Origin of the sequence: Endozoicomonas sp. ALC020 (genome assembly GCF_049275935.1) — a bacterium.
In the GTDB taxonomy this organism is placed as follows: Bacteria; Pseudomonadota; Gammaproteobacteria; order Pseudomonadales; family Endozoicomonadaceae; genus Endozoicomonas_A.
This window is the reverse complement of the sequence record NZ_CP184830.1, coordinates 2311077-2335404: the sequence shown is the minus strand read 5'-3', so window position 1 is coordinate 2335404 and position 24328 is coordinate 2311077. Positions and strand designations below refer to the sequence as shown.

Here is a 24328-nt window from a genome sequence, read left to right as displayed (position 1 = left end):
AGTCTGACCTGTTATTACTACCAGACTCAAATAAAGACCATTCAAACCTGAATGCTTGCTGACTCCCGGACCTCAATCCGGCCATTATACGGAGCAGCTATCAAGCAGGCGAGCTATTCATCTCGTACTTTTTCGAAAAGTTCTGCTTCCAGCCTCTCAAGCAATCTGTCTATCTCCTTTCGTTTGTTCTGTACCAGCCTGCCACCGGAAGGCCTTTCACGGTCATTGGCCCAGTTCTGCGACCAGCCTACAGTAAAATCCACACATTGTTCAGCAAACTGAGGCAGTGAAAATGCCCTGGACTGTTCCACACACCCGGTAAGGAAATTATCGACATCCGACTGCTGGATTGGGTATTTGCCAGCCGTTCTCTTCATACTCCCGGGCTTGAGGACATAGATCCAGATTTGCCCCTTCCCGGGTAGCTGGCCACCAGCCATTGTCTTGAGTTGTCTGACACTGATGAGGGTTCTGCAGTTCAGAGTTTCATTGCGATCCAGGCTGCTGATCTGATGACCGGATGATGCCAACAACAAGCCATTGAATAACTTCCCTTCTTTTGGGGTAACACCCGGAACGGTCTTTGTCGGTGATTTTTCAACGACTCTGGCAAACCAGCCCCGCTGATAACCGCTGACCCAGACAGGGAACTCAGCCTTGTCTTTGTTGAGCTTCTTCTCCCTGGCTGCTTCCAGCATCAGCATGTCTGAAGCAACAAGGTATTGCTTTTGAGTGGTATCAACCCTCGGGAAACACGCCAGGTCCAAAGCCCATGAAGAGACGGGCAAAGCCAGGCAGAACATTGTTGCCAGCCATCGTTTGACTGACATTATCCCAAAAGCGTCCATTGTCTCCATAACCCGTTCCCAACGTATTCAGGCGGCAGAGGCCGATTTTCCCCAGGCAGAGTCACGCAAACAACCTCACCACCATATTAGTCGCTGAACTGCCGCACCATAGCGAGGGTTGAACATTTCCCGGGGTCATTGCTTGCTGTTCGATGAGCCAGACAACACTTGGCGACTGAAAAATTAATTCAACACAAGACTTGCAATTATTTTTCAAACCTGATTTGTTAAAAGCAATGATCAGAAGGATCTGATTCATGTCAGCTCGAGTGCTGTTTATGGAAAAAAACATCAGGCTCGGAGTTGTTGCTACCCTGGCAACACTCACCGCTTTTTCGGCGGATGCCCTTTTATTGCCTCCAAAACCCTTGACACTGAGTTCATCATGGGATTGTCGCTCCGATCAGAACAGCGACTGGCTATGCCGAAGCAGCCAGACAGATCGTTACGAACAATCTCTGGAAACCGCTGCTTATTCTGCTTCAAATAGAAATAACGGGTACCCGGAAACTATTTCTCAGCAGCACTATGAGCCTGTCAAAGCGGAGCCAGACAACCAGTTCAAACAGGAGTTTGTGCAGCCGGACTATCCTCGGCAGGGTAACAACTACTCCTACACCTATCAACAGACGACTCCAGAACAACAACTCCGGCAGAGAGTCAACGAACTAATGGGCTCGGAACATGGGAGTTTTGTTATCCAGTGGCTCGCAACCCATACCGAAGAACCATTAAGGGATCTACAGCGTCGTTTCCCGGTCCTGCAGCAAGCGACGATTGTCCGCTATCAGCGCAAAAACAAAGATTGGTTTTTATTGCTGGACGGACCATTCAAAGATAGCCAGTCAGCAATGACAGCCCTCAACAGTCCTCCCCGGTTGTTGCTGACCGACAAACTCTATCCCTGGACACGGTCTCTGGCCAGCATTCAGAAGCTCAACCTGATTATGCCAGGTGAACTCAGAGATCCCGGTGACCCCTCACAGCCACTGAACGAACAGCGTTATGCCTACAATAATCCTGTAAAGCCGGACAATAATCGATTGTTTGCCAGTATCGCTCCCGCCTATCCAAAATTGCAGCAACAAGAAACCCATCGGGATTACAACGTCGATTCTCAGCAGACATCTGAGCCACCATTTCACTCGTCCTATCAGTCCGAGCCTTATAAAGAACCAATGGATTTGAACTACAGTGCTCCTCGTTCGCAGCGTTATACCCGGACGACTCCTGAAAAGGAGGACTTTCAGACAAAACTGCACTACCAGCAGAGCTACCTGAATGAGGGTTATTCAACGTATTCGGTCCAGGAAGAGACCAACGAATATCGTCGTCCAAAAGAAGCCAGAGAGTACCAGCAACCGACCAGACATGACATTCTCAAAGCTTCCCGGCACAGTTATGCTATCCAGTGGCTGGCTGGAACCCGAAGAGATACGCTCGAAAGAGTCCGCAGGCGGTATGCACAGTTGAGTGACACCCAGATCATCCACTATCGGAAAGGATATCAGGACTGGTTTTTACTCGTGGGTCCTCCCTATACCAGCAAAGATCAGGCTAACAGAGCACTTTCCAGCCCGGAGCTGGCCCGTATTTCTATACGCCTCTCCCCCAGAGTCCGATCGGTTAATGAACTACAAAGTCTCATTACAGGGAAGTCAGAAAAGACTCAGCAGATAACCTCCCGAAAGGTTACTCAACCGCAAGGGACAATCATCAGTGGGCCGGGAAACAGCTATACCATTCAGTGGTTTTCAGCCAACAAGCCAGAAGCCATTGAGAAGCTGAAAAAACGATTCCCGGAATTGAAGTCTGCAGTTACGGCGCGATACCGAAAAAACCAGAAAGACTGGTATGTCCTTTTGCAAGGTCAGTTCACCAGCAGTAAAGAAGCTCTGGCTGTTCTCAATTCACCTCAACTGAAAGACGCTGTCCAGGTCCTCTACCCCTGGACCCGCTCGGTAAAATCCCTCAAGAAACTACAGGCCCGGGAAAGTTAGGGGGGGGACAATATTTTCACCCCCCTTACCAACTCCTCAAACACTTGCGGTACACTATCCTGACCAAGGAATAACAATATTTTGTACCCAGAGATCCCGAGGTCTCCAATGAACCGTGCAATTAAACTCATCGCCTTTTTGGTGGCTGGCATCATAATTCTTGTTGTTGCTGCTGCCCTGATTCTTCCGAAAGTGATAGATCCCAACAATTACCGGGATGACATTTCCAAAATGGTTTACGACAATACTGGTTTGACGCTCACGATTGACGGCCCTATTGGCTGGTCGGTCTTTCCCTGGCTGGGACTTTCCCTTGAACAGGTGAATGTTAAAGGGGCAGACAACTCCGAGCTGGCCAGACTGGGGACAGCGGAAGTCAGTGTTAAGCTGCTACCTTTGTTAAGCAAAAAAGTAGAAATGCAAACAGCCAGGCTGATAGGGCTGGATCTTAATCTGGTCAGGAACGAGTCCGGCCAGGGCAACTGGGAGGTTTCCAGAAAAACAGGTAGCGAGCCTGTTGCAACAGAGACCACAACAGTTGTATCGCCCGAAGGTACCACCGAATCTACACCTCTGGAATTGGATATTGCCAATGTCAGTGTTGAAGGACTGGTGATCCGTTATGACGACGAGAGCACAGGTAAAACCTACCTGGTTGATCAGGCCGGGTTGGAAACCGGGGCAATTCGCAACAATGAGCCTTTTGACTTTAATCTGAAAGCTCGTATCAAGAGCAGTGAACCCGATCTGACACTGATGACTGGCATCACGGGTGTTCTGAAGTTCAGCCTCAAAGAGGGCACCTATGATCTGCAGGATCTCAAAATATCGGCCAACCCGGCAGCAGATAATCTTGTCGGGACAAGCACCGAAACCCTGCAAATTGTCGGCGCCCTGAACGTTCAGCAACAACCGTTGATGGTGAAAGGCCACCTGGATGTCACACAGTTCAATCCAGGCAAGTTTCTGAAAGAGATCAAGATCCTGCTTCCCCCCATGGCAGATCCCGGGGCAATGACCCAGCTGGCTTTCAAGAGCAGCTTTAACACCGATGGTAAAAGCTTCTCTGCAGACAAACTGGATCTGACGCTTGATGGTTTCAATCTGGATGGTTTCTTCAAAATCGGAAACCTGCAACAACAGGACATGACTTTTCAGTTCAAGGGCGGTGACCTGAACCTGGATCGCTACCTGCCACCTGCCTCCGAACAGACAGAGACCAAAGAAGAATCAAAAGGCAAGTCTGAAGGTGTGCAGAGCACAGAGCCTCCGACCTTTGCGTCAGGTACTGTGAAAGAGCTTCAGCCCAACCAGGCGCTGCCACTGATTCCGGAAGACTCCCTGCGTCCTCTGAACGTCAAAGGCTCTCTGGAACTGGCTTCCCTGACCGTGGCAAAACTCACTTTTAACAAGCCTTCAGTCCAGCTTACAGCCCTGAACGGACAACAAGATATCAAGCTGGCTTCCGGCTTCTACGAGGGCACCATTGATCTGGACGGCAAGCTGGATGTTCGCAAACAGGGTAATCCTGAAATTCAGACAACAGCAGATCTGAACGCTATAAATCTGCAGGCTCTGGCTCAGCCCATACCGGCTTTGAAATCCATTGAAGGTAAGGTCAATGCAGACATGAACCTGACAACCCATGGCCAGCTTCAGAGTGTCCTGATCAGTAACCTGAACGGAAAGGTTGACTTCAATGTCGATAAGGGAGCCTTTACGGAGGCCAACTTTGACAAGATGGTGTGTGAGGGAATTGCCAGAATACGCAAGAAAGATCTGCAGAAAAAAGACTGGGGTCATACCACCCGGTTCACCCAGCTCGGAGGCAGTTTCACCATCAGCAACGGGGTAGCCAGCAATAAGGATTTGACTGCTGCTCTGACCAACCTGAATCTCAAGGGTGACGGCGATATCAATCTGGTCAAACAGACTATGGATTTTCATGTCGGCCTGAACATCAGTGGCGACCGTGCTCCCGATAGTGACCCAGCCTGCGAGGTCAACGAAGACTACGTCAATGTCGCCTGGCCGGTTCGTTGTCAAGGCAAGCTGGGACAGCAGGAGTGTGGTATTGATACCAAACGTCTGGCCGACACCATTGCTTCACTGGCCAGACAAGAAGTGAAAAAGCGTGTGGAAAAAGAGATTGAGAAGAAAGCCGGACACCTGAAAGATGCCCTGAAAGGTCTTTTCAAATAAAAAAACCGTTTTTCCAATGCTTCCTGCTCTATTGCCCCCCGCTCATCCGTGTCGGTATCAGTGGGGGGGAATGCGAGAAGCTGTCAGCCGAAGGTGGATTCACAGAAGTAATAGAACTTGAGAATGCAAATCGTTATGTTATAACATTTACAAAATAACAAGCATTGACTAGCTTTATATCACCCAACGCATTGAGCATTTTCACACTAGGAGCCTTCTGTGCCTGCAGTCAACCCGCCGATTATTTTTACTGACTTCCACTCTCCAGCAACCAAAGTTACTCCCTTTAAAGGAGCTATCCGCAAAAGATCAGCTTACAGCCAAATGGCAAAAGCGCTGATTCTGCTAGCAGCGTCAGCCACCGCAACTGTTCATGCTGAAGGATTCAGTCCAAATTTCAGCCTTATTCTGGACGGCCATTACAAGTCAGCTGACAGCGCTCTCAGCGAATATGAAAAGGGCTTTGGTCTGGGTCATATTGAACTGGGTGTCAGTGCGGCTATTGATGATCTTTTCTACGGCAAGTTCACCGGTGTTGTGCATGATCACGACGGCGAAACCGAGTTCGAAACAGAAGAGGCATTTATCCAGACTCTGGCTCTGCCTGGCGGTTTTAGTGTTCGCGTTGGTCGATTTCTGTCTGACATCGGCTACCTGAATAGTCAGCACGCTCACACGGATTCATTTGTTGAAAGGCCTGCCGCTTACCGGGCAATGCTGGGGTCACACTACTATGACGACGGTGTACGCCTGAGTTATGTAATGCCTACCGATACGTTCTGGACGATCGGTACCGAAGCTTTTAGTGGTAAAAAGATGCAGGCTGCAGATTTAACCGATCCAAAATCAGTGGGAGTCTACACCGCCTTCACCAAAATTGGTGGTGATTTTAATGAAGAGCACAGCTGGCAGCTGGGTCTGAGCTATCTCAGAAATGACAACGGCGCCAGCATCAGCAATCATGACCATGAGCACGAAGACGATGAAGATCACGGACATGAAGAAGATGAGGGCCACAGCCACTCTCATAACGCCCAATTTACCGGCAAGAACACCTATATTGCCGATGCCGTATGGAAGTGGGCTCCTGATGGTAACTTCAAGTACCGCAGCCTGACCCTGACAGGGGAATATCTGCAAACACAGGATCTCAGCGACACCTTTGAGGGTAATGAAAAGAATAAAGGCTTCTACCTGAGTGGCGTTTATAAGATGACGCCTCAGTGGGCAGTGGGTGCTCGTTACGGGGAGTTCAGGGGCTTCGAAGCCCACGAGGACCATTTCGACGAGAAGAAGCTGCAAGAAACTGAACTTATGGTGTCCTGGAGCCACTCTCACTTCTCCACAGTCAGACTGCAGTACACTCATCAGACAGGTGACGGTTTCGAAAACACCAACAACATCGTAACCCTTCAGTATGTTATGTCCCTTGGAGCTCATGATGCGCACACTTTCTAAACTGTTGCTGGCATCCGCTCTGGCCTTTCCAGCATCCAGTCATGGAGCATTGACCGTATTTGCCTGTGAGCCTGAGTGGGCTGCATTGTCTGAAGAGCTCGCTACTGATACAAAGGTTTACACGGCAACAACGGCCCGACAGGACCCTCACCACATTCAGGCTCGTCCGGGACTGATCTCGAAAATAAGAAAGGCAGACATAGTCGTTTGCTCAGGTGCTGAGCTGGAAACCGGCTGGCTGCCGGTTCTGCAAATGAAGTCAGCCAACCCAAAAATTCAGACCGGAGACAAAGGGCTGTTCTTTGCTGCTGATCAGGTAGAGACCATCGGTAAGCTTGAAAAAGTAGATCCAACCATGGGCGATGTTCATCCGGAAGGAAACCCTCACCTGCATCTTGATCCTTATCGACTGCAGAAAATCGCCCTGGCCCTGGCAGAACGCATGGCAGAGCTTGACCCGGGGAACAGGGATGAATATCTGGCAAACGCAAAAAAATTCTCAGAAGTCTGGGAGACCAATATCAAGCGCTGGGAAAAGGAAGCCGCTCCACTGAAAGGTAAAAACCTGGTGACCTATCACAGCAACTTTGACTATCTGCTGGAGTGGCTGGGTGTGAATGTTGTTGGTGACCTGGAACCCAAACCTGGTCTGCCACCTTCAACCAGACACCTGGCATCCTTGTTGGAGCTTTCTAAAAAGACGTCTATCGATGCCGTCGTGTACGCCTCCTATCAGGACAAAAAAGGTGCGGACTGGTTAAGTCAGAAAGCCGGTGTGCCCGCCACAGAGTTGCCGATGACGGTCGGTGGCAGCAAACAGAGTAAAGACCTGATCAGCTTGTATGACGATCTCATTCAAAAGCTGCTGAAAGTGACAGGCAAACCGGAAGATTCATAATGGAATGGGCTCTTCTTGCAATCATGATGCCTGCCCTGGTGGCAGGCATCATTGTTTTCAGTACACACCTGGTCCTGGGAAGACAGGTTCTGAAGCGTGGTATTGTCTTCATGGATCTGGCTATTGCCCAGGTCGCGGCTATGGGTGCCATCGTCGCTCATATCCTGACGATGACACAGGCTCACCGTCATGTTCCCCACGATGGCTCCGCAGGATTAGGAGCTTTAATGCCCTTTGCCTTTTCCATTGGTGGTGCTGGCCTGATTGCATGGCTGGCCAAATACTCAGAGAAAGAGCTGGAAGCGATTATTGGCTGCATTTATGTGGTCTCTGCTGCTTCTATCACTCTTCTTATGTCCAGTGATCCCCAAGGCGCGGAGCATATTTCCAGAGCCCTGAACGGTCATATCCTCTGGCTTGGCTGGCAGGACATGGTGGTTCCGGGATTGGCAAGTTTGGCTTTTCTTGCAGTGACAATCATGAGACCAGAAATCCTTGATGGCAGACTTTTTTACCCGCTCTTTGCCCTGATGGTCACACTGAGCGTCAAAATGGTGGGTGTCTATCTGGTATTCAGCGCCTTGATTATGCCCGCTCTGGCTGTCAATCAGTTGTCTGGAAAGAAAGCTCTTGCTTTCGGCTATCTGGCAGGATTAGCAGGTGTGATTCTGGGATTGGTGCTATCGAGTCTTTATGACTTTCCTGGTGGAGCAACAATTGTCGTCAGTTTGACGACTGTCTGTGTACTGTTCAGAGTATTGAGCAGGCGCTGATAGCCAATGAAAAAGCGCCAGAAGGACTCACCTTCTGGTAGCCTGACTTTTTAGCCCATAACCTGAGGTCGGCATAAATAAGGCCACTTACGGAAGATCCCGTACTTCGCCCCAAAAACAGCGATAATCCTTCGGATTCAGCCCTAATTTCCTGAGGTAATCTATGGTTTTAAGCTGAACTTCAGCTGCCGTATAGTCTTTGGAGGACTTAATATCTTCAGGCACAGACTGCAAAGGAATTTTATCCTTTCTGCACTGATGAAGGTAGCCAAACCAGGCCTGTAAAAATTGGTTAATCAACTTAATTTCCTGTACCGTTTTCGGGCAACGGAAAAACCGAAATTCCAGTGTTGATAACTTCTCGACTTTTTCTGCTCCGGTAATATGCAATAAAGACATAGCCATATACTTTTCCATACAATAATTACCAATTGGACCTAGCCCCATTTGTATGGTCGTCATATGAACAAGTTGGCTATAAAAATGGGCAAATTGATCAAGCCTGTCTTTTTTTTCCGAATCAGTGCTCGCTTTATGGCTTGTTTTTTCAGTATGATTTTCTTCTATTCTTTTATTGTAACGGTCAACAATTCTATTTAACCGCTTTACGGCAAATGGTTTTGTGTCTGGATTATAATCAGCAAATGTTTTATACCATTTAGCTTCATCCTGCTGTAAGATTCGATCATTATTTCCAAACGCCCTCAATAGAAAAGGATTTCGCTGGATCTCAGATTCCATCGCCAGAAGCACACCAGTGTCACCCTGAGTAGCACTCATCGCATCGACGTGTTTATGTCCGGAGCTATAATCAATGAATCCTTCGTTTCGCATTGAATCAGTTACTTCAATCACCTTCTCAAAAGATAACTCCGCGAGTTGATCATCAGAATGATAAGGCGTGCAGTTTATTTCAAACCACCGCCGTGAGTCATAAAAAGGGATCACTGTAAATTTACTGTTAAATCCATAGCGTACACGACGTTGTACGTCAGTACCTTGATCAGTTAACTTTTTTTCTGATAATCGAGATAAAAAAATCTTACGATGATCACCATAACGAAGAGAACAATCATCTTTTAGATCATATTCAAGCTCTTCACCAAATTTAAGGTTTGGTCTGTTTGCCAAATCCACTCCATTGTCATTCGGTAAAGAGCAGTTATCAAACAGGGTATCGACAATGCCATCACAGCGCCGCAAAAAAATAAAATCCATAACATCTCGATTAAAAAACTCTCTTAAATCACTTTTGTTTCTGCGTAAAGCAATGGTTAACAAGTTTCTGTCTTTGTAATCTCCAGAACCACTATCAATAATTGTCTGCCTGAATTTCACAGCAAAATCAAAGATAATACCCAGCTCAGAAAAAAGGCCTCTTGAAGCAAAAAGGGTTTCGAAAAATGGAAATATATCCTTCATTAATTGCTGGTAGGTAAATTTATGATTGCAATACCCAATATATGGAGTCACATCGTCCGATAGATTCTTTTTTTTGTTGAGATAATCAACTAACATGTCCACCAGACTATAACATAATCCACGCAAATCTCTTTTTGATTCCGCTGCTGCCCCTTCGGTAAAAATAGTAGTCAGGAAAGACTCTATCTCCTCAACCCGCCCCAAGCTAATGGTTTTACCCGCCACGTATTTATCAGGGCTGCTTTCAACAGTAAAACATCGATCATGGACAAGCCCCTCCTGGTATAAAATAAAATCGATAAAAATCCCTATTAATTCGTCTCTTTGATCACCTCTACAGCTTTCTTTTTCGATTACGTTGTATCTCAGTGTATGTATGAGGTTTTCAATAGTATTTCTAAAATGCCCAGCCACTGCCTCAGCTGTAAACTTCTCGCTGACTCTGGCTACATTCATTACCTCAGCACTATCCGTAGTAACGCAATGGGAAACTTTTCGCTCGGGAATAGTCTGATTGACGATCTGGTGACTGCAACCTGGCGCAATAGAGCCAAGCCTGCTTATCTTATTTACCTGTGCAAAGGATTCATCATCAAACTGCAAATTTCTTGAAAAACTTTTAAATACTTTCTGTTCTGAATCAAAACAATCATCATTCTTTTCATCAGGACTGCTTTCATAAAGTCCGCAAGCATCTGTTCTGTTAGAATTTATATTCATTGTTCACTCCATTGAACGTATTTGATTTCTTAGCTATGTAGATTTAGACTATTAATTCTTGAAAAAGTTCCAGAACGATAATTCATATTACTCAACGCCGATCCGCTGCATGAGGCTGATGAGCTACTTCACCCCAAAATCAGGGAGCGCTCTTATCTAACCAGACAATCAATTTACTGATGTTGTCATGCTAACCAGATCGTGATGCTGCTATCTAAAGCATTCCCATATAGTTGCAGGCGCCACCCCTCATCTCCGAACACAATATAATACAACAAGCCCAAAAATAAACATTGAACAGAAAGCGATTGTTAAGTTATCAAGCTGAGTTTTTTTGCTGTCGCAACTCATTTCTAACGAGTTCAAGTTCAGAATTAGTTTGCTGACTACTGGCAGTTAAGGACTGTATCAGACGATTAGTAGCCGAAGCCAGCACCACCGCCCCCTGTGCCTCTCAACAAAAGCCGCATTAACAGCCCCCGATTGAACAGAATCGCCGCACTGCCTTACTTCAATCGCTTGATGCGTGCGCCATTTATTACTGCAAGAGAATGGCAACCTGTCGACATCCCTTTGAACACAGTGTCTAAAAGACGGTTTAAAAGTTACAGGTACCATGTACGCAACCATGAGTCAGTTCTTCAAAAACTTGATTCCATATTCCTTTCAAGCTCCAGCGACTGAATCGGTTATATATATTGTGCCAATCACCGAACTCTTCAGGCATGTCTACCAAGGTGCTCCGGTACCAGCAAACCAGAGAATCGACTCAATGAATAACCTGTTGTCAGCTGTTGGTCCGGGGTCGAAGACTTTACACGACAGCATGTCTTTGACCCGATCCCATTATCCCATTGTTCATCTCTGAGTACTGTGCGGGTCATAACAAAGCTAAACGCCATACTCTAGATCACTTTCAGGTGTCTTTCCGGTGAGGCTACTGATGTTTTTATCTGTTCAGTCGGTTGGATAAGAACGCCCCTAGGAGCCTGACCGAGAATAGCGCCCGTAGCGAGGACGGCAGAAAATTGAGGATGAAAATTCGGTTTTGTGAGGAGAATAGCGAGCTATTTGACGAACAAAAGCGGATTTTCAGACCAATTTGCTGCCGCCGCAGTAGGGCAGTCTATTCTCGGTCAGGCTCCTAGCAAAAACACCAGAGTGTCCTAGTATAACTATTGTCGTTACACGGCAGTAGGTTCGATTATGTTGACGCAAAAGACAAGCCAAAGCTTTATGCCAGCGTTGTTGATGGTTGTGTTCTTACTATTTCCCCTGGATGCTTTCTCCGATGGTATCAGGCAAATAGAATTCTTACAGAAAATCGGGACTGATAAGGATCCCTATGTAGTTACGGCAAAGTGGGATTCATCGGGGATGTGCGTTGACTATGTCTTGCCGCAGTATATTCAGACGATTCCGGGCTATGAGAACGGACAAACTATGAATATTCATTACCTGGATACGAGTTACTGTAGCGAATTGTCGGGCGCTGCACAGCTGTTCGAGGTGAAAAGCAAAGATCATTCCGGGAGATCGGCTCGACTTTGGTGGGAGAAAGAGATTGGCAAGGATCCCCGTGCAAGGGTAGACGAAGGTGCAGATCCAAACGGATTAGTATGGATTGACAATACCGATAGCAACAAAATTAAAGTCTGGGTCAGTTATGATCGCAAGGAGACTGACTGAGAATAGACTGCCCTGCGTGGCAACTGCTCCTGCGTTGCTCTAGCTCCAGCATCCATGCAGTCGGTGGCGGCAGCAAATTGGTCTGAAAATCTGCTTTTGTTCGTCAAATAGTTCTCTATTCTCCTCACGAAACCAAATTTTCATCCTCAACTAACTGCCGTCCTCGCTACGGTGTCGCCTGTTATTACGCAAAGCTGTTGTTAACAAATTGCTGATCTTATAAAACGCATCACCACTATCAATTGAATCGCTGACCCACTACGTAAGGCTGTTGATCGAGATGGAATGATTCAGCAGAGATGGAATAAATGAAGGGGTTGGGAGCCAATAACCCCCACGCCAGCGTTAAAACTGACTTTAAAGCTCATAACCTGAGTTTTACATTCAATCGGTCGCTGACGGAATATCCCTTACTTCACCCCAAAAGCAGCGATACTCCTCCGGATTCAGCCCTAATTTACTGAGGTATTCAATGGTTTTAAGCTGAACTTCCTCTGCCGTATAGTCTTTGCAGGATTTAATATCTTCAGGGACAGGCTGCAAAGGGATTTTATCCTCCCTGCATTGATGAATGTAGCCAAACCAGGCATGTAAAAATTGGTTAATCAACTCAATTTCCTGTACCGTTTTCGGACAACGGAAAAAACGAAACTCCAGCGTTGATAACCTGTTGACTCCGCGTGCTCCGGTAATATGCAACAAAGACATAGCCGTGTACTTTCCCATTATTTCGGGATCAATAGTCGTCATATGAACAAGCTGGCTATAAAAACGTGCAAATTCCTCAAGCCTCTCTTTTTTTTCCGAATGAGTGCCCCCTTTATGGTTTGGCTTTTCAATATAATTTTCTTCTATTTTTTTATTGTATCGTTCAATGATCCTGTTTAACCGCTCTACGGCAAATGGTTTCATGTCTGGATTGTAATCAGCAAATGTTTTGTACCATTTCGCTTCATTTCTCTGCAGGATACGATCATTATTTCCAAACGCCCTCAGCAAAAAAGGATTTCGCTGGACCTCAGACTCCATCGCCAGAAGTACACCAGTATCACCCTGAGTAGCACTCAAGGCATCGACGTGTTTATGCCCGGAGCTATAGTCAATCAATCCTGAGTTACGCATTGTATCAATCACTTCAATCACCTTCTCAAAAGATAATTTCGCGCGTTCATCATCAGGATGGTAAGGCGTGCAATTTATTTCAAACCACGCCGACGTGTCATAAAAAGAGACTACGGTAAAGCGATCATCAAAACCATGGCGTACACCACGTCTGTCAGTGATAGTGCGACTACTCATCCCTGTTTCTTTTAGTAGAGATGAAAAAATATGACAAAGCCGACCCTCTGTATCGGAATCTTCATTTTTAACATCATATTCAAGCTCTTCACCCAATTTAAGGTTTAATCTGTTTGACGGCTTCGCTTCATTGTCACCCCCAAAACAGGAGTCATCAAACATTGCATTGACAATAGCATCACAGCGCCTGGAAAAAATAACATCCATAACATGTCGATTAAAATACTCTCTCATATGACTTCTGTTCTCACGCAGACCAATGGTTAACTTGCTAGTTCTGCAAGGTTCACGCGCACTTTCAACCAGTTCCTGCCTGAATTTCACGAAAAATTGAAAGACAATACAGAACTCAGAAAAAAAGCCTGTTCCATTAAGAAGATTTTGAAAAAATGGGTATATCTGCTTAAGCAATTTCTCGAACCTGATTTTATGCCAAGAGTTATCAAAAGACACAATCTTTGGGTTAACATCATCCAGTTCGTTTTCCTTTTTTTTAAGATAATCAACCAGCATGTCCTCCAGACTATAAAGCGTTCTAGGGCAATAAGCTTTTGATTCCTCTGTTGCCCATTCGGTAAAAATAGCATTCAGGTAAGACTCTATCTCTTCAGCCCGATCCTGGCTCATGGTTTTACCCATCAGGTATTTATCTGGGCTGCTTTCATCATTAAAACGCCGATCATGGACCAGACCTTCCTGAAATAAAATAAAGTCGATAAAAATCTCTGTTAATTCGTCTACTTGAAAGAATGCATAGCCTTCACTTGTGATTTTTTTGTATATCACTGAATGTATAAGGTTTTCAATGCTAGTCCGGAAACGCTCAACCACTTCCTCAGCGGTAAACGTCCCGTTGACTCTGGCTACATTTATGGCTTCACAATCATCAGAAGTAACCCAGTGGGAAACTTTTCGCTCGGGAATAGTCTGATTGGCAACCTGATGGCTGCAGCCTGGCGCAGTAGAGCCGAGCCTTCGTATCTTATCAACCGGTGCTGAGGATGTATCCTCAACCTTTAGCTTTCTTGAAAAACTTTTGAATACTTTCTGTTCAGAATCAAAACTTTCATCAGTCTTTTCAGCAGGGCTTCTTTTATGAAATCCGTAAGCATCTGCTTTGGTAGTGTCTATATTCATAAATTCCTCTATTGAACACATTTAATCCTTTAAAGCTTGAGTGCATTAGACTATTAATTACTGAAAAAATTCCGGAACGATGATCAATATTACTCGCTGACCCGCTACGTGAGGCTGTTGATCGAGATGGAATGATTCAGCAGAGGTGAAATAAATGAAGGGGTTGGGAGCCAATGACCCCCACGCCAGCATTATAACTGACTTTAAAGTTCATAACCTGAGCTTTGCATTCAATCAGGCGCTGAAGGATTATCCCTTACTTCACCCCAAAAGCAGCGATACTCCTCCGGATTCAGCCCTAATTTACTGAGGTATTCAATGGTTTTAAGCTGAACTTCAGCTGCCGTATAGTCTTTGCAGGATTTAATATCCTCAGGGACAGGCTGCAAAGGAATTTTATCCTTTCTGCACTGATGAATGTATTTAAACCAGGCTTGTAAAAATTGGTTAATCAATTCAATTTCCTGTACCGTTTTCGGACAACGGAAAAAACGAAATTCCACCGTTGATAATTTGTTGACTTTGTTTGCGCCGGTGATATGCAACAAAGACATAGCCATATACTTTTCCATGATATCAACATCAATATAACCAAGCCCCTTCTGTATGGTCGTCATATGAACAAACTGGCTATAGAAATGGGCAAATTGCTCAAGTCTCTCTTTTTTTTCCCAATCAGTACGCCCTTTATGGCTTGGCTTTCCAGTATGATTTTCTTCTATTTTTTTATTGTATAGGTCAATGATCCTATTTAACCGCTTTACGGCAAATGGTTTTGTGTCCGGATTGTAATCAGCAAATGTTTTGTACCATCTGGCTTCATTCTTTTGCAGTATACGATCATTATTTCCAAACGCCCTCAGCAAAAAAGGATTTCGCTGGATCTCAGACTCCATCGCCAGAAGCACACCGGCATCACCCTGAGTAGCACTCAAGGCATCGACGTGTTTATGCCCGGAGCTATAATCAATCAATCCTTTGTTACGCATTGTATCAATAACTTCAATCACCTTCTCAAAAGATAATTTCGCGCGTTCATCATCAGGATGGTAAGGTGTACAATTTATTTCAAACCACGCCGTCGAGTCATAAAAAGAGACTACGGTAAAGCAATCATCAAAACCATAGTGCACACCACGTTGGTCGGTGATAGCCTGATTACTCATCCCTTTTTCTTTTAGTAGAGATGAGAAAATATTACAAAGCCGACCCCGTGTACGGGAAAAATCATTTTTAACATCATATTCAAGCTCTTCACCTAATTTAAGGTTTGATCTTTTTGACGGCTTCGCTTCAGTGTCAGTCTCAAAAGAGGAGTCACCAAACATGGCATTAACAATGCCATCACAGCGTCTGGAAAAAATAACATCCAGAACATATCGATTAAAATACTCTCTCATATGACTTCTGTTCTCGCGCAGACCAATGTTTAATTTGTTGGTTCTACAAGGTTCACGCGCACTATCAACCAGTTCTTGCTTGAATTTTACGAAAAAATTAAAGACAACACCGAACTCAGAAAAAAAGCCTCTTCCATCAAGAAGGGTTTGAAAAAATGGATATATCTCCTTCAGTAATTTCTCGAACCTGATTTTATGCCAAAAATTACCAGAGGACACAATCTTTGGAGCAACATCATCCTGTACGTTTTCCTTTTTTTTAAGATAATCAACCAGCATGTTCTCCAAACCATAATCTACTCTAGGCCAATAAGTTTTCGATCCCTCTGCTTCCCATTCGCTAAAAATAGCATTCAGGTAAGACTCTATCTCTGCTACCCGCCCCTGACTCATGGTTTTACCCGCCACGTATTTATCAGGGCTGCGTTCAACAGTAAAACACCGATCATGGACCAGACCTTCCTGACATAAAATAAAATCGATAAAAATCTCTGTTAATTCCTTTGTTTGATCATATTCATAGCTTTCCCTTGCGATTTTTTCGTTTATCGGTGAATGCCTGAGGTTTTCAATGGTAGCTCGGAAATGCCCAGCCACTTCCTCAGGCGTAAACGTCTCGCTGACTCCGACTGCATTTGTGGCCTCACAATCATCAGAAGTAACCCAATGGGAAACTTTTCGCTCGGGAATAGTCTGATTGGCAATCTGATGGCTCGAATCTGGTACAATAGTGCCGATTCCTCGTATCTTCTCTACCGGTGCGGAGGATGTATCCCCAACCTGTAGCTTTATTGAAAAACTTTTGAAAACTGTCTGTTCCGAATCAAAACTTTCATCAGTCTTTTCAGCAAGGCCGCTTTTATGAAATCCGTAACTATCTGTTTTCGTTGTATTTATATTCATAAATATCTCTAATGAACACATTTAATTCTTTAAAGCTCTAGTGCTTTAGACTACTAATTTGTAAAAAAATTCCTGAACGATGATTCATATTACTCAGTGCTGGCCTGCTGCATGAGGCTGATGATCGGGATGGAATGATTCAGAAGAAGTGAAGTAAATCAGGAGGTTGGGGGCCAAACACAACAGCGCCAGCATTAAAAACTGAGACTATAGTTCATAACCTGGGTTTTACATTCAGTCGGTCGCTGGCGGAATATCTCTTACTTCGCCCCAAAAACAGCGATAATGCTCCGGATTCAGCCCTAATTTAGTGAGGTAATCAATGGTTTTAGCTTGAACTTCCTCTGCCGTATAATCTATGCAGGATCGGATATTTTCAGGAACAGGCTGCAAAGGGGTCTTATCCTTTCTGCACTGATGAAGGTATTGAAACCAGACTTGCAAAAATTGGTTAATCGACTTGATTTCCTGTACCGTTTTCGGACAACGGAAAAAACGAAATTCCAGCGTTGATAATTTTTTGACTCCTCTTGCTCCGGTAATGTGCAGTAAAGACATAGCCATAAACTTTCCGCTGACATCGGCATCAATATAACCTAACCCCTCTTGTATAGTCGTCATATGAACAAACTGGCTATAAAAAGTTGCAAATTGCTCAAGCCTCTCTTTTTTTTCCGAATCAGTGCTCTCCTTATGGCTTGCCTTTTGAGTATCGTTTTCTTCTATTTTTTTATTGTATCGGTCAATCATCTTATTTAACCGCTTTAAGGCAAATGGTTTTATGTCTGGATCGTAATCAGAAAATGTTTTATACCATTTAGCTTCATCGTTCTGCAGGATACGATCATTATTTCCAAATGCCCTCAGCAAAAAAGGGTTTCGCTGGACCTCAGACTCCATCGCCAGAAGTACACCGGTATCACCCTGGGTAGCACTCAAGGCATCGACGTGTTTATGCCCGGAACTATAATCAATCAACCCGTCGATGAGCATTGAATCAGTCACTTCAATCACCTTCTCAAAAGATAATTCTGCGAGTTGATCATCAGAATGGTAAGGCGTGCAGTTTATTTCAAACCATCTCATTGAGTCGTAAAAAGGGTATACGGCAAAGCTATTATCAAAACCATAACCATAAGATGCATCAGGTCCGCAAGCATTAGCATCGTGATAAATCATACCTTTTTTTTGGAGTCGACATGTAAAAGTAGCAACAGGCCGATACTTTGAGCCAGTAGGTTGATTTTTTATATCATATTCAAGCTCTTCACCGAATTTAAGATTTAATCTGCTTGCCGGTCTCACTTCATTGTCAGTCCCAAAAGCGCAGTTATCAAACATGGCATTGACTATACCATCACAGCGCCTGGAAAAAATAACATCCATAACATCTTGATTAAAATGCTCTCTTATATCATTACCATTGAGGCGTAGAGCAATGGTTATAACATTATTGGTTTGACACGGTTTACATGCACTATCAATGATTTCCTGTCTGAATTTTTTGACAAAATCAAAGATCACAACCAGCTCAGAAAAAAAGCCATTTCCAGCAAGAAGGGTTTGAAAAAATGGAAATATAGCTTTCAGCAATTTCCCGTAAGTAAATTCAATGAGGCAAAAGTCATTTTTACAGTCAGTCTTTGGGATAACATCATCCGATACGCTTTCTTTTTTGTTAAGATAATCAACCACCATATCCCCAAAACTATAATACATTCGAAGTTCATAAAATTCTGATTCCTCTGCTGCCCGTTCGGTAAAAATAGCATCCAGGAAAGACTGTATTTCTTCAGCCCTCCCTTGGCTTATGGTTTTACCTGCCAAGTATTTATCGGGACTGCTTTCAATGGTAAAACAGCGATCATGAACCAGGCCTTCCTGGCATAAAATAAAGTCAATAAAAATTGCTGTTATTTCTTCTCTTTGATCAATTTCATGATATCCCGTTGCGATTTTCTCGTATCGCAGCTTATGTATGAGGTTTTCAATGGTATTGCGAAAACGTTCAGCCACTTCCTCTGCGGTGAACGTCTTGCTCACTCTGCTTCTTGCTTCGTCTAAGGCCTTAAAACCATCAGTAGTAACCCAATGGGAAACTTTTCTATCGGAAGAAGTCCGACTAGTCTCTCGATCACAAAAATGTGGCTGATTACAAGCAAGTACGCGCATCTGCTTTATCAATGCAGAAGATTTATCTTGAACCCATCGCTTTCTTGAAAAGCTCTTGACTTCTCTCTGCTCTGAATCATAACTCTCATCAACATTTTTTTTAGCAAAACTGCTTGCATAAAGTCCATATGCATCTGTTCTGTTAGAATTTATATTCATTGATCACTCCATTGACCGTATTTAATTTTCTTAGCTATGCGTTTTAGACTATTAGTTTCCAAAAAAATTCCACAACCCTGCCAATAATGACAGATTTCGTGTTTGATAACGGTCTTCGGGGATTAACAGCCAAACCTGAATACACTCCGGAACTGGCCGTTGAAAGAGGATCATACTCCTGAAAAAAGACTGGCAGAATACAAGGATCAAAACCAGTCATTTTCTGTTCAGGTTAAATGCTGATTACACTCAGGCGATGATGGATCTGGGCGCAATGATTTGTACCCGAACCAAACCTTCCTGTCTGATTTGCCCGTTAGAGCAGAATGGTCTGGCCCATAAAGCCGGGGAAGAAACCCGCTACCCAGAGCCAAAACCTAAAAAAGACAAGCCGGAACGATGATTCATATTACTCAGTGCTGGCCTGCTGCATGAGGCTGATGATCGGGATGGAATGATTCAGAAGAAGTGAAGTAAATCAGGAGGTTGGGGGCCAATCACCCCAGCGCCAGCATTAAAAACTGACACTATAGTTCATAACCTGAGTTTTACATTCAGTCGGTCGCTGACGGAATATCTCTTACTTCGCCCCAAAAACAGCGATAATGCTCCGGGTTCAGCCCTAGTTTACTGAGATAATCAATGGTTTTTAGCTGAACTTCAGCTGCCGTATAGTCTTTAGAGGATTGAATATCTTCAGGGACAGGCTGCAAAGGAATTTTATCTTTCCTGCACTGATGAATGTATTGAAACCAGGTTTGTAAGAATTGGTTAATCAACTCAATTTCCTGTACTGATTTCGGGCAACGGAAAAAACGAAATTCCAGCGTAGATAACTTGTTGACTCCGCTTGCTCCGGTAATATGCAACAAAGACATAGCCATAAACTTTCCCATTATATCGCCACCAATGAAACCAATTCCCTTCTGTATAGTCGTCATATGAACAACTTGGCTATAAAAATGCGCAAATTCTTCAAGTCTTTCTTTGTTTTCCGAATCAGTGCTCACTTTATGGCTTGGCCTTTCAGTATAATTTTCTTCTATTTTTTTATTATATCGGTCAATGATTCTATTTAACCGCTTTACGGCAAAAGGTTTTGTGTCTGGATTATAATCAGCAAATGTTTTATACCATCTGGCCTCATCGTCCTGCAGGATACGATCATTATTTCCAAACGCTCTCAGCAAAAAAGGATTTCGTTGGATCTCAGACTCCATCGCCAGAAGCACGCTGGTATCACCCTGAGTGGCACTCATAGCATCAACGTGTTTATGTCCGGAGCTATAATCAATCAATCCTTCCTTGCGCATTGAGTCAGTAGCTTCAATGACCTTCTGAAATGATAGTTTTGCGCGTTGATCATCTGTATGATAAGGCGTGCAGTTTATTTCAAACCAATCCTCTGAGTCATAAAAAGAGACTACGGTAAAGCTATTATCAAAGCCAAAGTGTGGGCCACGTTTGTCATTGGAAGCTTGTAAAACCATCCCTTTTTCTTTGAGTAGAAATGAAAAACCATTACAAAGCCGACCCCGCGTACGAGAAAATTTATTTTTTACATCATATTCAAGTTCTTCACCAAATTTAAGGTTTGGTCTGTTTACCGGTTCCACTTCATTGTCAGTTTGAGAACAGCCTTCAAACATGGCATTAACAATACCATCACAGCGCCCTGAAAAAATAACATCCATAACACTTCGATTAAAATACTCTCTCACATCACTTTCGCTAAGCCGCAGACCAATGGTTAACATATTTCCGGTTTTACACGGTACACAAGCACTATCAATCAATTCCCGTCTGTATTTTGCGGCACAATTAAACACCAAAACTAACTCGGAAAAAAAGCCTCTTCCTGCAAGAAGGGTTTGAAAAAATGGATATATCTCTTTCAGCAATTTCTTGTAAGTAATCTCATAAATATGAAAATCATATGTAACCTTAATCTTTGGGGTAACATCATCCGGTACGTTCTCTTTTTTGTTAAGATAATCGACCAGCATGTCACCCAGACTATAACGTAACCTGGGCTTATTAAATTTCGATGCCTCTGCTGCCTGTTGGGTAAAAATAACATCCAAGTAAGACTCTATCTCTTTAATCCGCTCCTGGCTCGTGGTTTTACCCGCCACATATTTATCGGGACTGTTTTCAACGGTAAAACACCGATCATGGACCAAACCTTCCTGGCATAAAATAAAGTCGATAAAAATTCCTGTTATTTCTTCTCTTTGATCATCTTCATGATATTCCATTGCGATTTCGTCGTATCGCAGCCTATGTAAAAGGTTTTCAATGGTATTTCGAAAACGCTTAGCCACTTCCACTGCGGTAAACGTCTCACTCACTCTGCTTCTTGCTTCATCCGGGGCTTCAAAAGCATCAGTAGTAAGCCAATGGGAAACTTTTCTCTCGGAAATAGTCTGACTAGCCTTTCGATGACTTCTATCTGGCAGAATACAAGCAAGCCCTCGTATCCGCTTTGTCAATGCAGAGGATTTATCTTGAACCCATCGTTTTTTTGAAAAGCTCTTGACTTCTCTCTGCTCTGAATCAAAACTCTCATCAACATTTTCTTTAGCAAGACTGCTTTCGTAAAGTACGTGAGTATTTGTTCTGGTAGTGTTTATATTCATAGGTCTCCATTGACCGTATTTAATTTTCTCAGCTACATATGCTTGGACTATTAATTTCCAAAAGAATTCCATAACCATGCCAGTAATCACAGATTTCGTGCTTGATAACGGTCTACGGGGATTAACAGCCAAACCTGAATGCACTCCAGAATTTGACCGTTGAGAGAGGATCATACTCCTGAAAAAAGACTGGCAGAACACAAGAATCAAGCCAGTCATTTACTGTTCAGGTTATGCCATTTGCGGCCTGGGCTTCAGGTAAAACAGGGTATAGCGAATAACAACATAAGCCACAATGGCAGTAGCCACCCAGAGTTCCATGAGCCCCAGCTGAAAAAAGAGATCAGCAAAGACACCATTTACCCTGCCTTCCAGCTTAAGCAGCGCTGTGGCACCAATCACCATTGGGAAGGTGAAGGCTGCATAGCCCGGTGAAAATGGCAATCTCAGCAGCTTGATAAAAGCCATATACACCAATGCCGTCATAAAAATAGCCAGTGGCGTCAGAATACTGATCATAATCAGGCTGGGGTTATCAGTGATGGTCAGGTATCCCGCCAGAGACAGACTGGCAGGTGCCCCCATAATGGCAAAAGTAGGCAGCGCCGCATCAGGAATAGCGTTCTTGAAGATCAGGCGATAGAACATGATGGGCAGCTTTACGAAATAGCAGAACATTCCAAAGATAAACAGCAGCCTGACCAGCGACTCAAAACCCATACCCGTACTGGTGACCGCAGCCACTATGATACCAACGGGTGGTACAAACCAACTGGGCACCATATGCTCAATATCAAAGTCCCGAATCCTGTGAGTCACAAAACCTGCCAGTAATATCAGATGTGTCAGCACGGCTGCCACCCAAAGCAAGCGTGCCGCAAATTCGGAAACGGGCATGAGTGCAGAGGCGATCACCATAGTCGCCATGGCGCAGGTTGGCATAACACTGCTGATGACGGGATGTGAAAGATCTTCACGAATCAAATGCGGGTGCAAAATAAACTTCAGCATCACCTTGAAGACCAGAATAGCGGCGATAACCGCAGCGGTCAGCTTCAGCCCCTGGGACTGGTCGGGCATGACCAGAGACCAGGCAGCACCGAGGCTGGCAATGCCCAGAGCCAAGCCTCCAAGAGGAGTGGGTACACGGCTTAGTCTTGTTACCAGACCAGCCGTGCGGCCTGGATTTGCAGTCTTATTCATCTTGCTTATTACCGAGAGTGTCTGTCATCGCACATGGCTGTTTGAGCAGCTTTTAAAAGGCATGTGAATAAAATAACCTGTTTGGTGAATAAGAAAATTCAAACTTTTAAATAATTAAGATCAGTAAGTCTTATACTTAAGAAGGCCATATACTTCCGATAAAAACAGCCTGCGTCAGAAAAATGATTAGGTTAAAGTGCAGAAGATCATGTTTCCCTCTTCGCAGTGCAAGCAGATACAAAAACTCTTTGAAATCAGATTGAGCGGCATTTCATTGCACTTTTCATAGTAGAATGCACGACTCAATTTTCAAACCCAGACTCCCTGATATGTCGCCAGATAGCAATAATGAAGCCTTCAGCCTGCAAATACTCCAATGGTTTGATGGTCATGGCCGCAAGAACCTGCCATGGCAGAAAAACATCAACCCCTACCGGGTCTGGATCAGCGAAGTCATGCTGCAACAAACCCAGGTCGCTACCGTTATTCCGTACTTTGAAAACTTTATGGCGCGATTTCCCAAGGTTGCAGACCTGGCTTCAGCGGAGATCGATGATGTACTCCATTTGTGGAGTGGGCTGGGGTATTACAGCAGAGCCAGAAACCTGCATAAGGCGGCCAAAATGGTCATGGACACTTTTGCCGGTGAGTTTCCACGTTCTGTTGCTGAATTAACTCAGTTACCAGGGATTGGTTTATCCACTGCCGGAGCGATAGCATCTATCAGTATGGGTATTCGTGCTCCGATTTTGGACGGCAATGTCAAAAGGGTTCTGGCCCGTTATCAGGCCATTCCTGGCTGGTCCGGACAGTCCGCTGTCGCAAAACAACTCTGGAGTATTGCTGAAGAGTATACTCCACATCATCGCAATGCTGATTACACTCAGGCGATGATGGATCTGGGCGCTATGATTTGTACCCGAACCAAACCTTCCTGTCTGATTTGCCCGTTAGAGCAAAATTGTCTGGCCCATAAAGCCGGGGAAGAAACCCGCTACCCAGAGCCCAAACCTAAAAAAGACAAGCCGGAACGATCGGTAAGAATGTTAATGGTAATTAACGAGTTTGGAGAGGTTCTGTTGGAAAAAAGACCTCCTACGGGTATTTGGGGAGGACTTTGGGGGTTTCCGGAAATCCAGATCGAGGAGGTGCTGTCTGAAGCTGCTCAAAACATGACCGGATTGAGTCTGCAAGATTTTGAAGAGTGGCCGTCATTTCGACACACATTCAGCCATTATCACCTGGATATCACCCCCATCAAATCTTTTACTGACAAAGCCTCTGCAGTAGCGGATGGCGATCGATGGCACTGGTTTCAACCTGATCATCCGTCCGAGCTGGGGCTGGCAGCTCCGGTCAGCAAACTGTTAAGTAAAATCATGAGGAGCCTGTAGGAGGCTGAAATT

At 44.5% G+C, this 24328-nt stretch carries 15 protein-coding genes; 8 read left to right on the top strand and 7 right to left on the bottom strand.

The genetic code is table 11. From position 1 onward, the window contains the following. Positions 1–113: 113 nt before the first annotated feature. Positions 114–857: a hypothetical protein gene (locus tag ACOJUO_RS08155; RefSeq protein ID WP_422139487.1), complete on the bottom strand. Its 744-nt coding sequence runs from the start codon at positions 855–857 to the stop codon at positions 114–116. Between the two features lie 248 nt (positions 858–1105). Between ACOJUO_RS08155 and ACOJUO_RS08150 the strand changes: the two genes are divergently transcribed. The 5 genes from ACOJUO_RS08150 (at position 1106) to ACOJUO_RS08130 (ending at position 8179) form a co-directional block, all read left to right on the top strand. Beyond that, the gene (locus ACOJUO_RS08150; RefSeq protein ID WP_422139486.1) at positions 1106–2848 is read left to right on the top strand and encodes an SPOR domain-containing protein; all 1743 of its coding nucleotides are present in this window, start codon (positions 1106–1108) and stop codon (positions 2846–2848) included. Between the two features lie 108 nt (positions 2849–2956). After that, a complete protein-coding gene (locus tag ACOJUO_RS08145) occupies positions 2957–5050 on the top strand; it encodes an AsmA family protein (RefSeq protein ID WP_422139485.1) in 2094 nt (697 codons plus the stop codon). A gap of 219 nt (positions 5051–5269) precedes the next feature. After that, entirely contained in the window at positions 5270–6508 is a 1239-nt protein-coding gene (locus ACOJUO_RS08140; protein WP_422139484.1) for a hypothetical protein, read from the top strand. Then, the gene (locus ACOJUO_RS08135; RefSeq protein ID WP_422136236.1) at positions 6489–7406 is read left to right on the top strand and encodes a metal ABC transporter substrate-binding protein; all 918 of its coding nucleotides are present in this window, start codon (positions 6489–6491) and stop codon (positions 7404–7406) included. The genes ACOJUO_RS08140 and ACOJUO_RS08135 overlap by 20 nt, the downstream gene beginning before the upstream one ends. Next, entirely contained in the window at positions 7406–8179 is a 774-nt protein-coding gene (locus ACOJUO_RS08130) for a metal ABC transporter permease (protein WP_422139483.1), read from the top strand. The genes ACOJUO_RS08135 and ACOJUO_RS08130 overlap by 1 nt, the downstream gene beginning before the upstream one ends. Before the next feature lie 87 nt (positions 8180–8266). Here the strand turns inward: ACOJUO_RS08130 and ACOJUO_RS08125 are convergent, their stop codons facing one another. Next, positions 8267–10321: a hypothetical protein gene (locus ACOJUO_RS08125; protein ID WP_422139482.1), complete on the bottom strand. Its 2055-nt coding sequence runs from the start codon at positions 10319–10321 to the stop codon at positions 8267–8269. Positions 10322–11527: 1206 nt separating this feature from the next. On the opposite strand from ACOJUO_RS08125, the gene ACOJUO_RS08120 reads away from it, so the two are divergent. Next, positions 11528–12010: a hypothetical protein gene (locus ACOJUO_RS08120; RefSeq protein WP_422139481.1), complete on the top strand. Its 483-nt coding sequence runs from the start codon at positions 11528–11530 to the stop codon at positions 12008–12010. A 384-nt stretch (positions 12011–12394) separates the two neighbouring features. Here ACOJUO_RS08120 and ACOJUO_RS08115 read toward each other — a convergent pair whose 3' ends face one another. The 3 genes from ACOJUO_RS08115 to ACOJUO_RS08105 all read right to left on the bottom strand — a co-directional run bounded on the left by ACOJUO_RS08115 (position 12395) and on the right by ACOJUO_RS08105 (position 19080). Then, entirely contained in the window at positions 12395–14140 is a 1746-nt protein-coding gene (locus ACOJUO_RS08115) for a hypothetical protein (RefSeq protein ID WP_422139480.1), read from the bottom strand. Positions 14141–14676: 536 nt separating this feature from the next. Continuing rightward, entirely contained in the window at positions 14677–16749 is a 2073-nt protein-coding gene (locus ACOJUO_RS08110) for a hypothetical protein (RefSeq protein WP_422139479.1), read from the bottom strand. Positions 16750–16983: 234 nt separating this feature from the next. Further along, the gene (locus tag ACOJUO_RS08105) at positions 16984–19080 is read right to left on the bottom strand and encodes a hypothetical protein (protein WP_422139478.1); all 2097 of its coding nucleotides are present in this window, start codon (positions 19078–19080) and stop codon (positions 16984–16986) included. Between the two features lie 274 nt (positions 19081–19354). Between ACOJUO_RS08105 and ACOJUO_RS08100 the strand changes: the two genes are divergently transcribed. Next, positions 19355–19483: a hypothetical protein gene (locus ACOJUO_RS08100; RefSeq protein ID WP_422139477.1), complete on the top strand. Its 129-nt coding sequence runs from the start codon at positions 19355–19357 to the stop codon at positions 19481–19483. Between the two features lie 151 nt (positions 19484–19634). Here ACOJUO_RS08100 and ACOJUO_RS08095 read toward each other — a convergent pair whose 3' ends face one another. Together ACOJUO_RS08095 and ACOJUO_RS08090 are read right to left on the bottom strand one after the other, a co-directional pair. Beyond that, positions 19635–21938, bottom strand: coding sequence for a hypothetical protein (locus ACOJUO_RS08095; RefSeq protein WP_422139476.1), 2304 nt, complete (start codon positions 21936–21938; stop codon positions 19635–19637). A gap of 12 nt (positions 21939–21950) precedes the next feature. Then, positions 21951–22922 carry a TDT family transporter gene (locus ACOJUO_RS08090; protein WP_422139475.1) on the bottom strand — a complete coding sequence of 324 codons (972 nt, stop codon included), beginning with the start codon at positions 22920–22922 and terminating at the stop codon, positions 21951–21953. Positions 22923–23215: 293 nt separating this feature from the next. Between ACOJUO_RS08090 and mutY the strand changes: the two genes are divergently transcribed. After that, positions 23216–24316, top strand: a complete 1101-nt coding sequence (gene mutY / locus ACOJUO_RS08085) for an A/G-specific adenine glycosylase (protein ID WP_422139474.1) — start codon at positions 23216–23218, stop codon at positions 24314–24316. Positions 24317–24328: the final 12 nt, after the last annotated feature.

What these genes read in the sequence shown, in the direction of transcription:
- ACOJUO_RS08095 (WP_422139476.1), bottom strand. Translation starts at nt 21,938, where the DNA reads ATGACTGGCTTGATTCTTGTGTTCTGCCAGTCTTTTTTCAGGAGTATG.
- ACOJUO_RS08130 (WP_422139483.1), top strand. Translation starts at nt 7,406, where the DNA reads ATGGAATGGGCTCTTCTTGCAATCATGATGCCTGCCCTGGTGGCAGGC.
- ACOJUO_RS08120 (WP_422139481.1), top strand. Translation starts at nt 11,528, where the DNA reads ATGTTGACGCAAAAGACAAGCCAAAGCTTTATGCCAGCGTTGTTGATG.
- mutY (WP_422139474.1), top strand. Translation starts at nt 23,216, where the DNA reads ATGCACGACTCAATTTTCAAACCCAGACTCCCTGATATGTCGCCAGAT.
- ACOJUO_RS08145 (WP_422139485.1), top strand. Translation starts at nt 2,957, where the DNA reads ATGAACCGTGCAATTAAACTCATCGCCTTTTTGGTGGCTGGCATCATA.
- ACOJUO_RS08125 (WP_422139482.1), bottom strand. Translation starts at nt 10,321, where the DNA reads ATGAATATAAATTCTAACAGAACAGATGCTTGCGGACTTTATGAAAGC.
- ACOJUO_RS08135 (WP_422136236.1), top strand. Translation starts at nt 6,489, where the DNA reads ATGATGCGCACACTTTCTAAACTGTTGCTGGCATCCGCTCTGGCCTTT.
- ACOJUO_RS08090 (WP_422139475.1), bottom strand. Translation starts at nt 22,922, where the DNA reads ATGAATAAGACTGCAAATCCAGGCCGCACGGCTGGTCTGGTAACAAGA.
- ACOJUO_RS08110 (WP_422139479.1), bottom strand. Translation starts at nt 16,749, where the DNA reads ATGAATATAAATACAACGAAAACAGATAGTTACGGATTTCATAAAAGC.
- ACOJUO_RS08155 (WP_422139487.1), bottom strand. Translation starts at nt 857, where the DNA reads ATGGAGACAATGGACGCTTTTGGGATAATGTCAGTCAAACGATGGCTG.
- ACOJUO_RS08150 (WP_422139486.1), top strand. Translation starts at nt 1,106, where the DNA reads ATGTCAGCTCGAGTGCTGTTTATGGAAAAAAACATCAGGCTCGGAGTT.
- ACOJUO_RS08105 (WP_422139478.1), bottom strand. Translation starts at nt 19,080, where the DNA reads ATGAATATAAATTCTAACAGAACAGATGCATATGGACTTTATGCAAGC.
- ACOJUO_RS08100 (WP_422139477.1), top strand. Translation starts at nt 19,355, where the DNA reads ATGATTTGTACCCGAACCAAACCTTCCTGTCTGATTTGCCCGTTAGAG.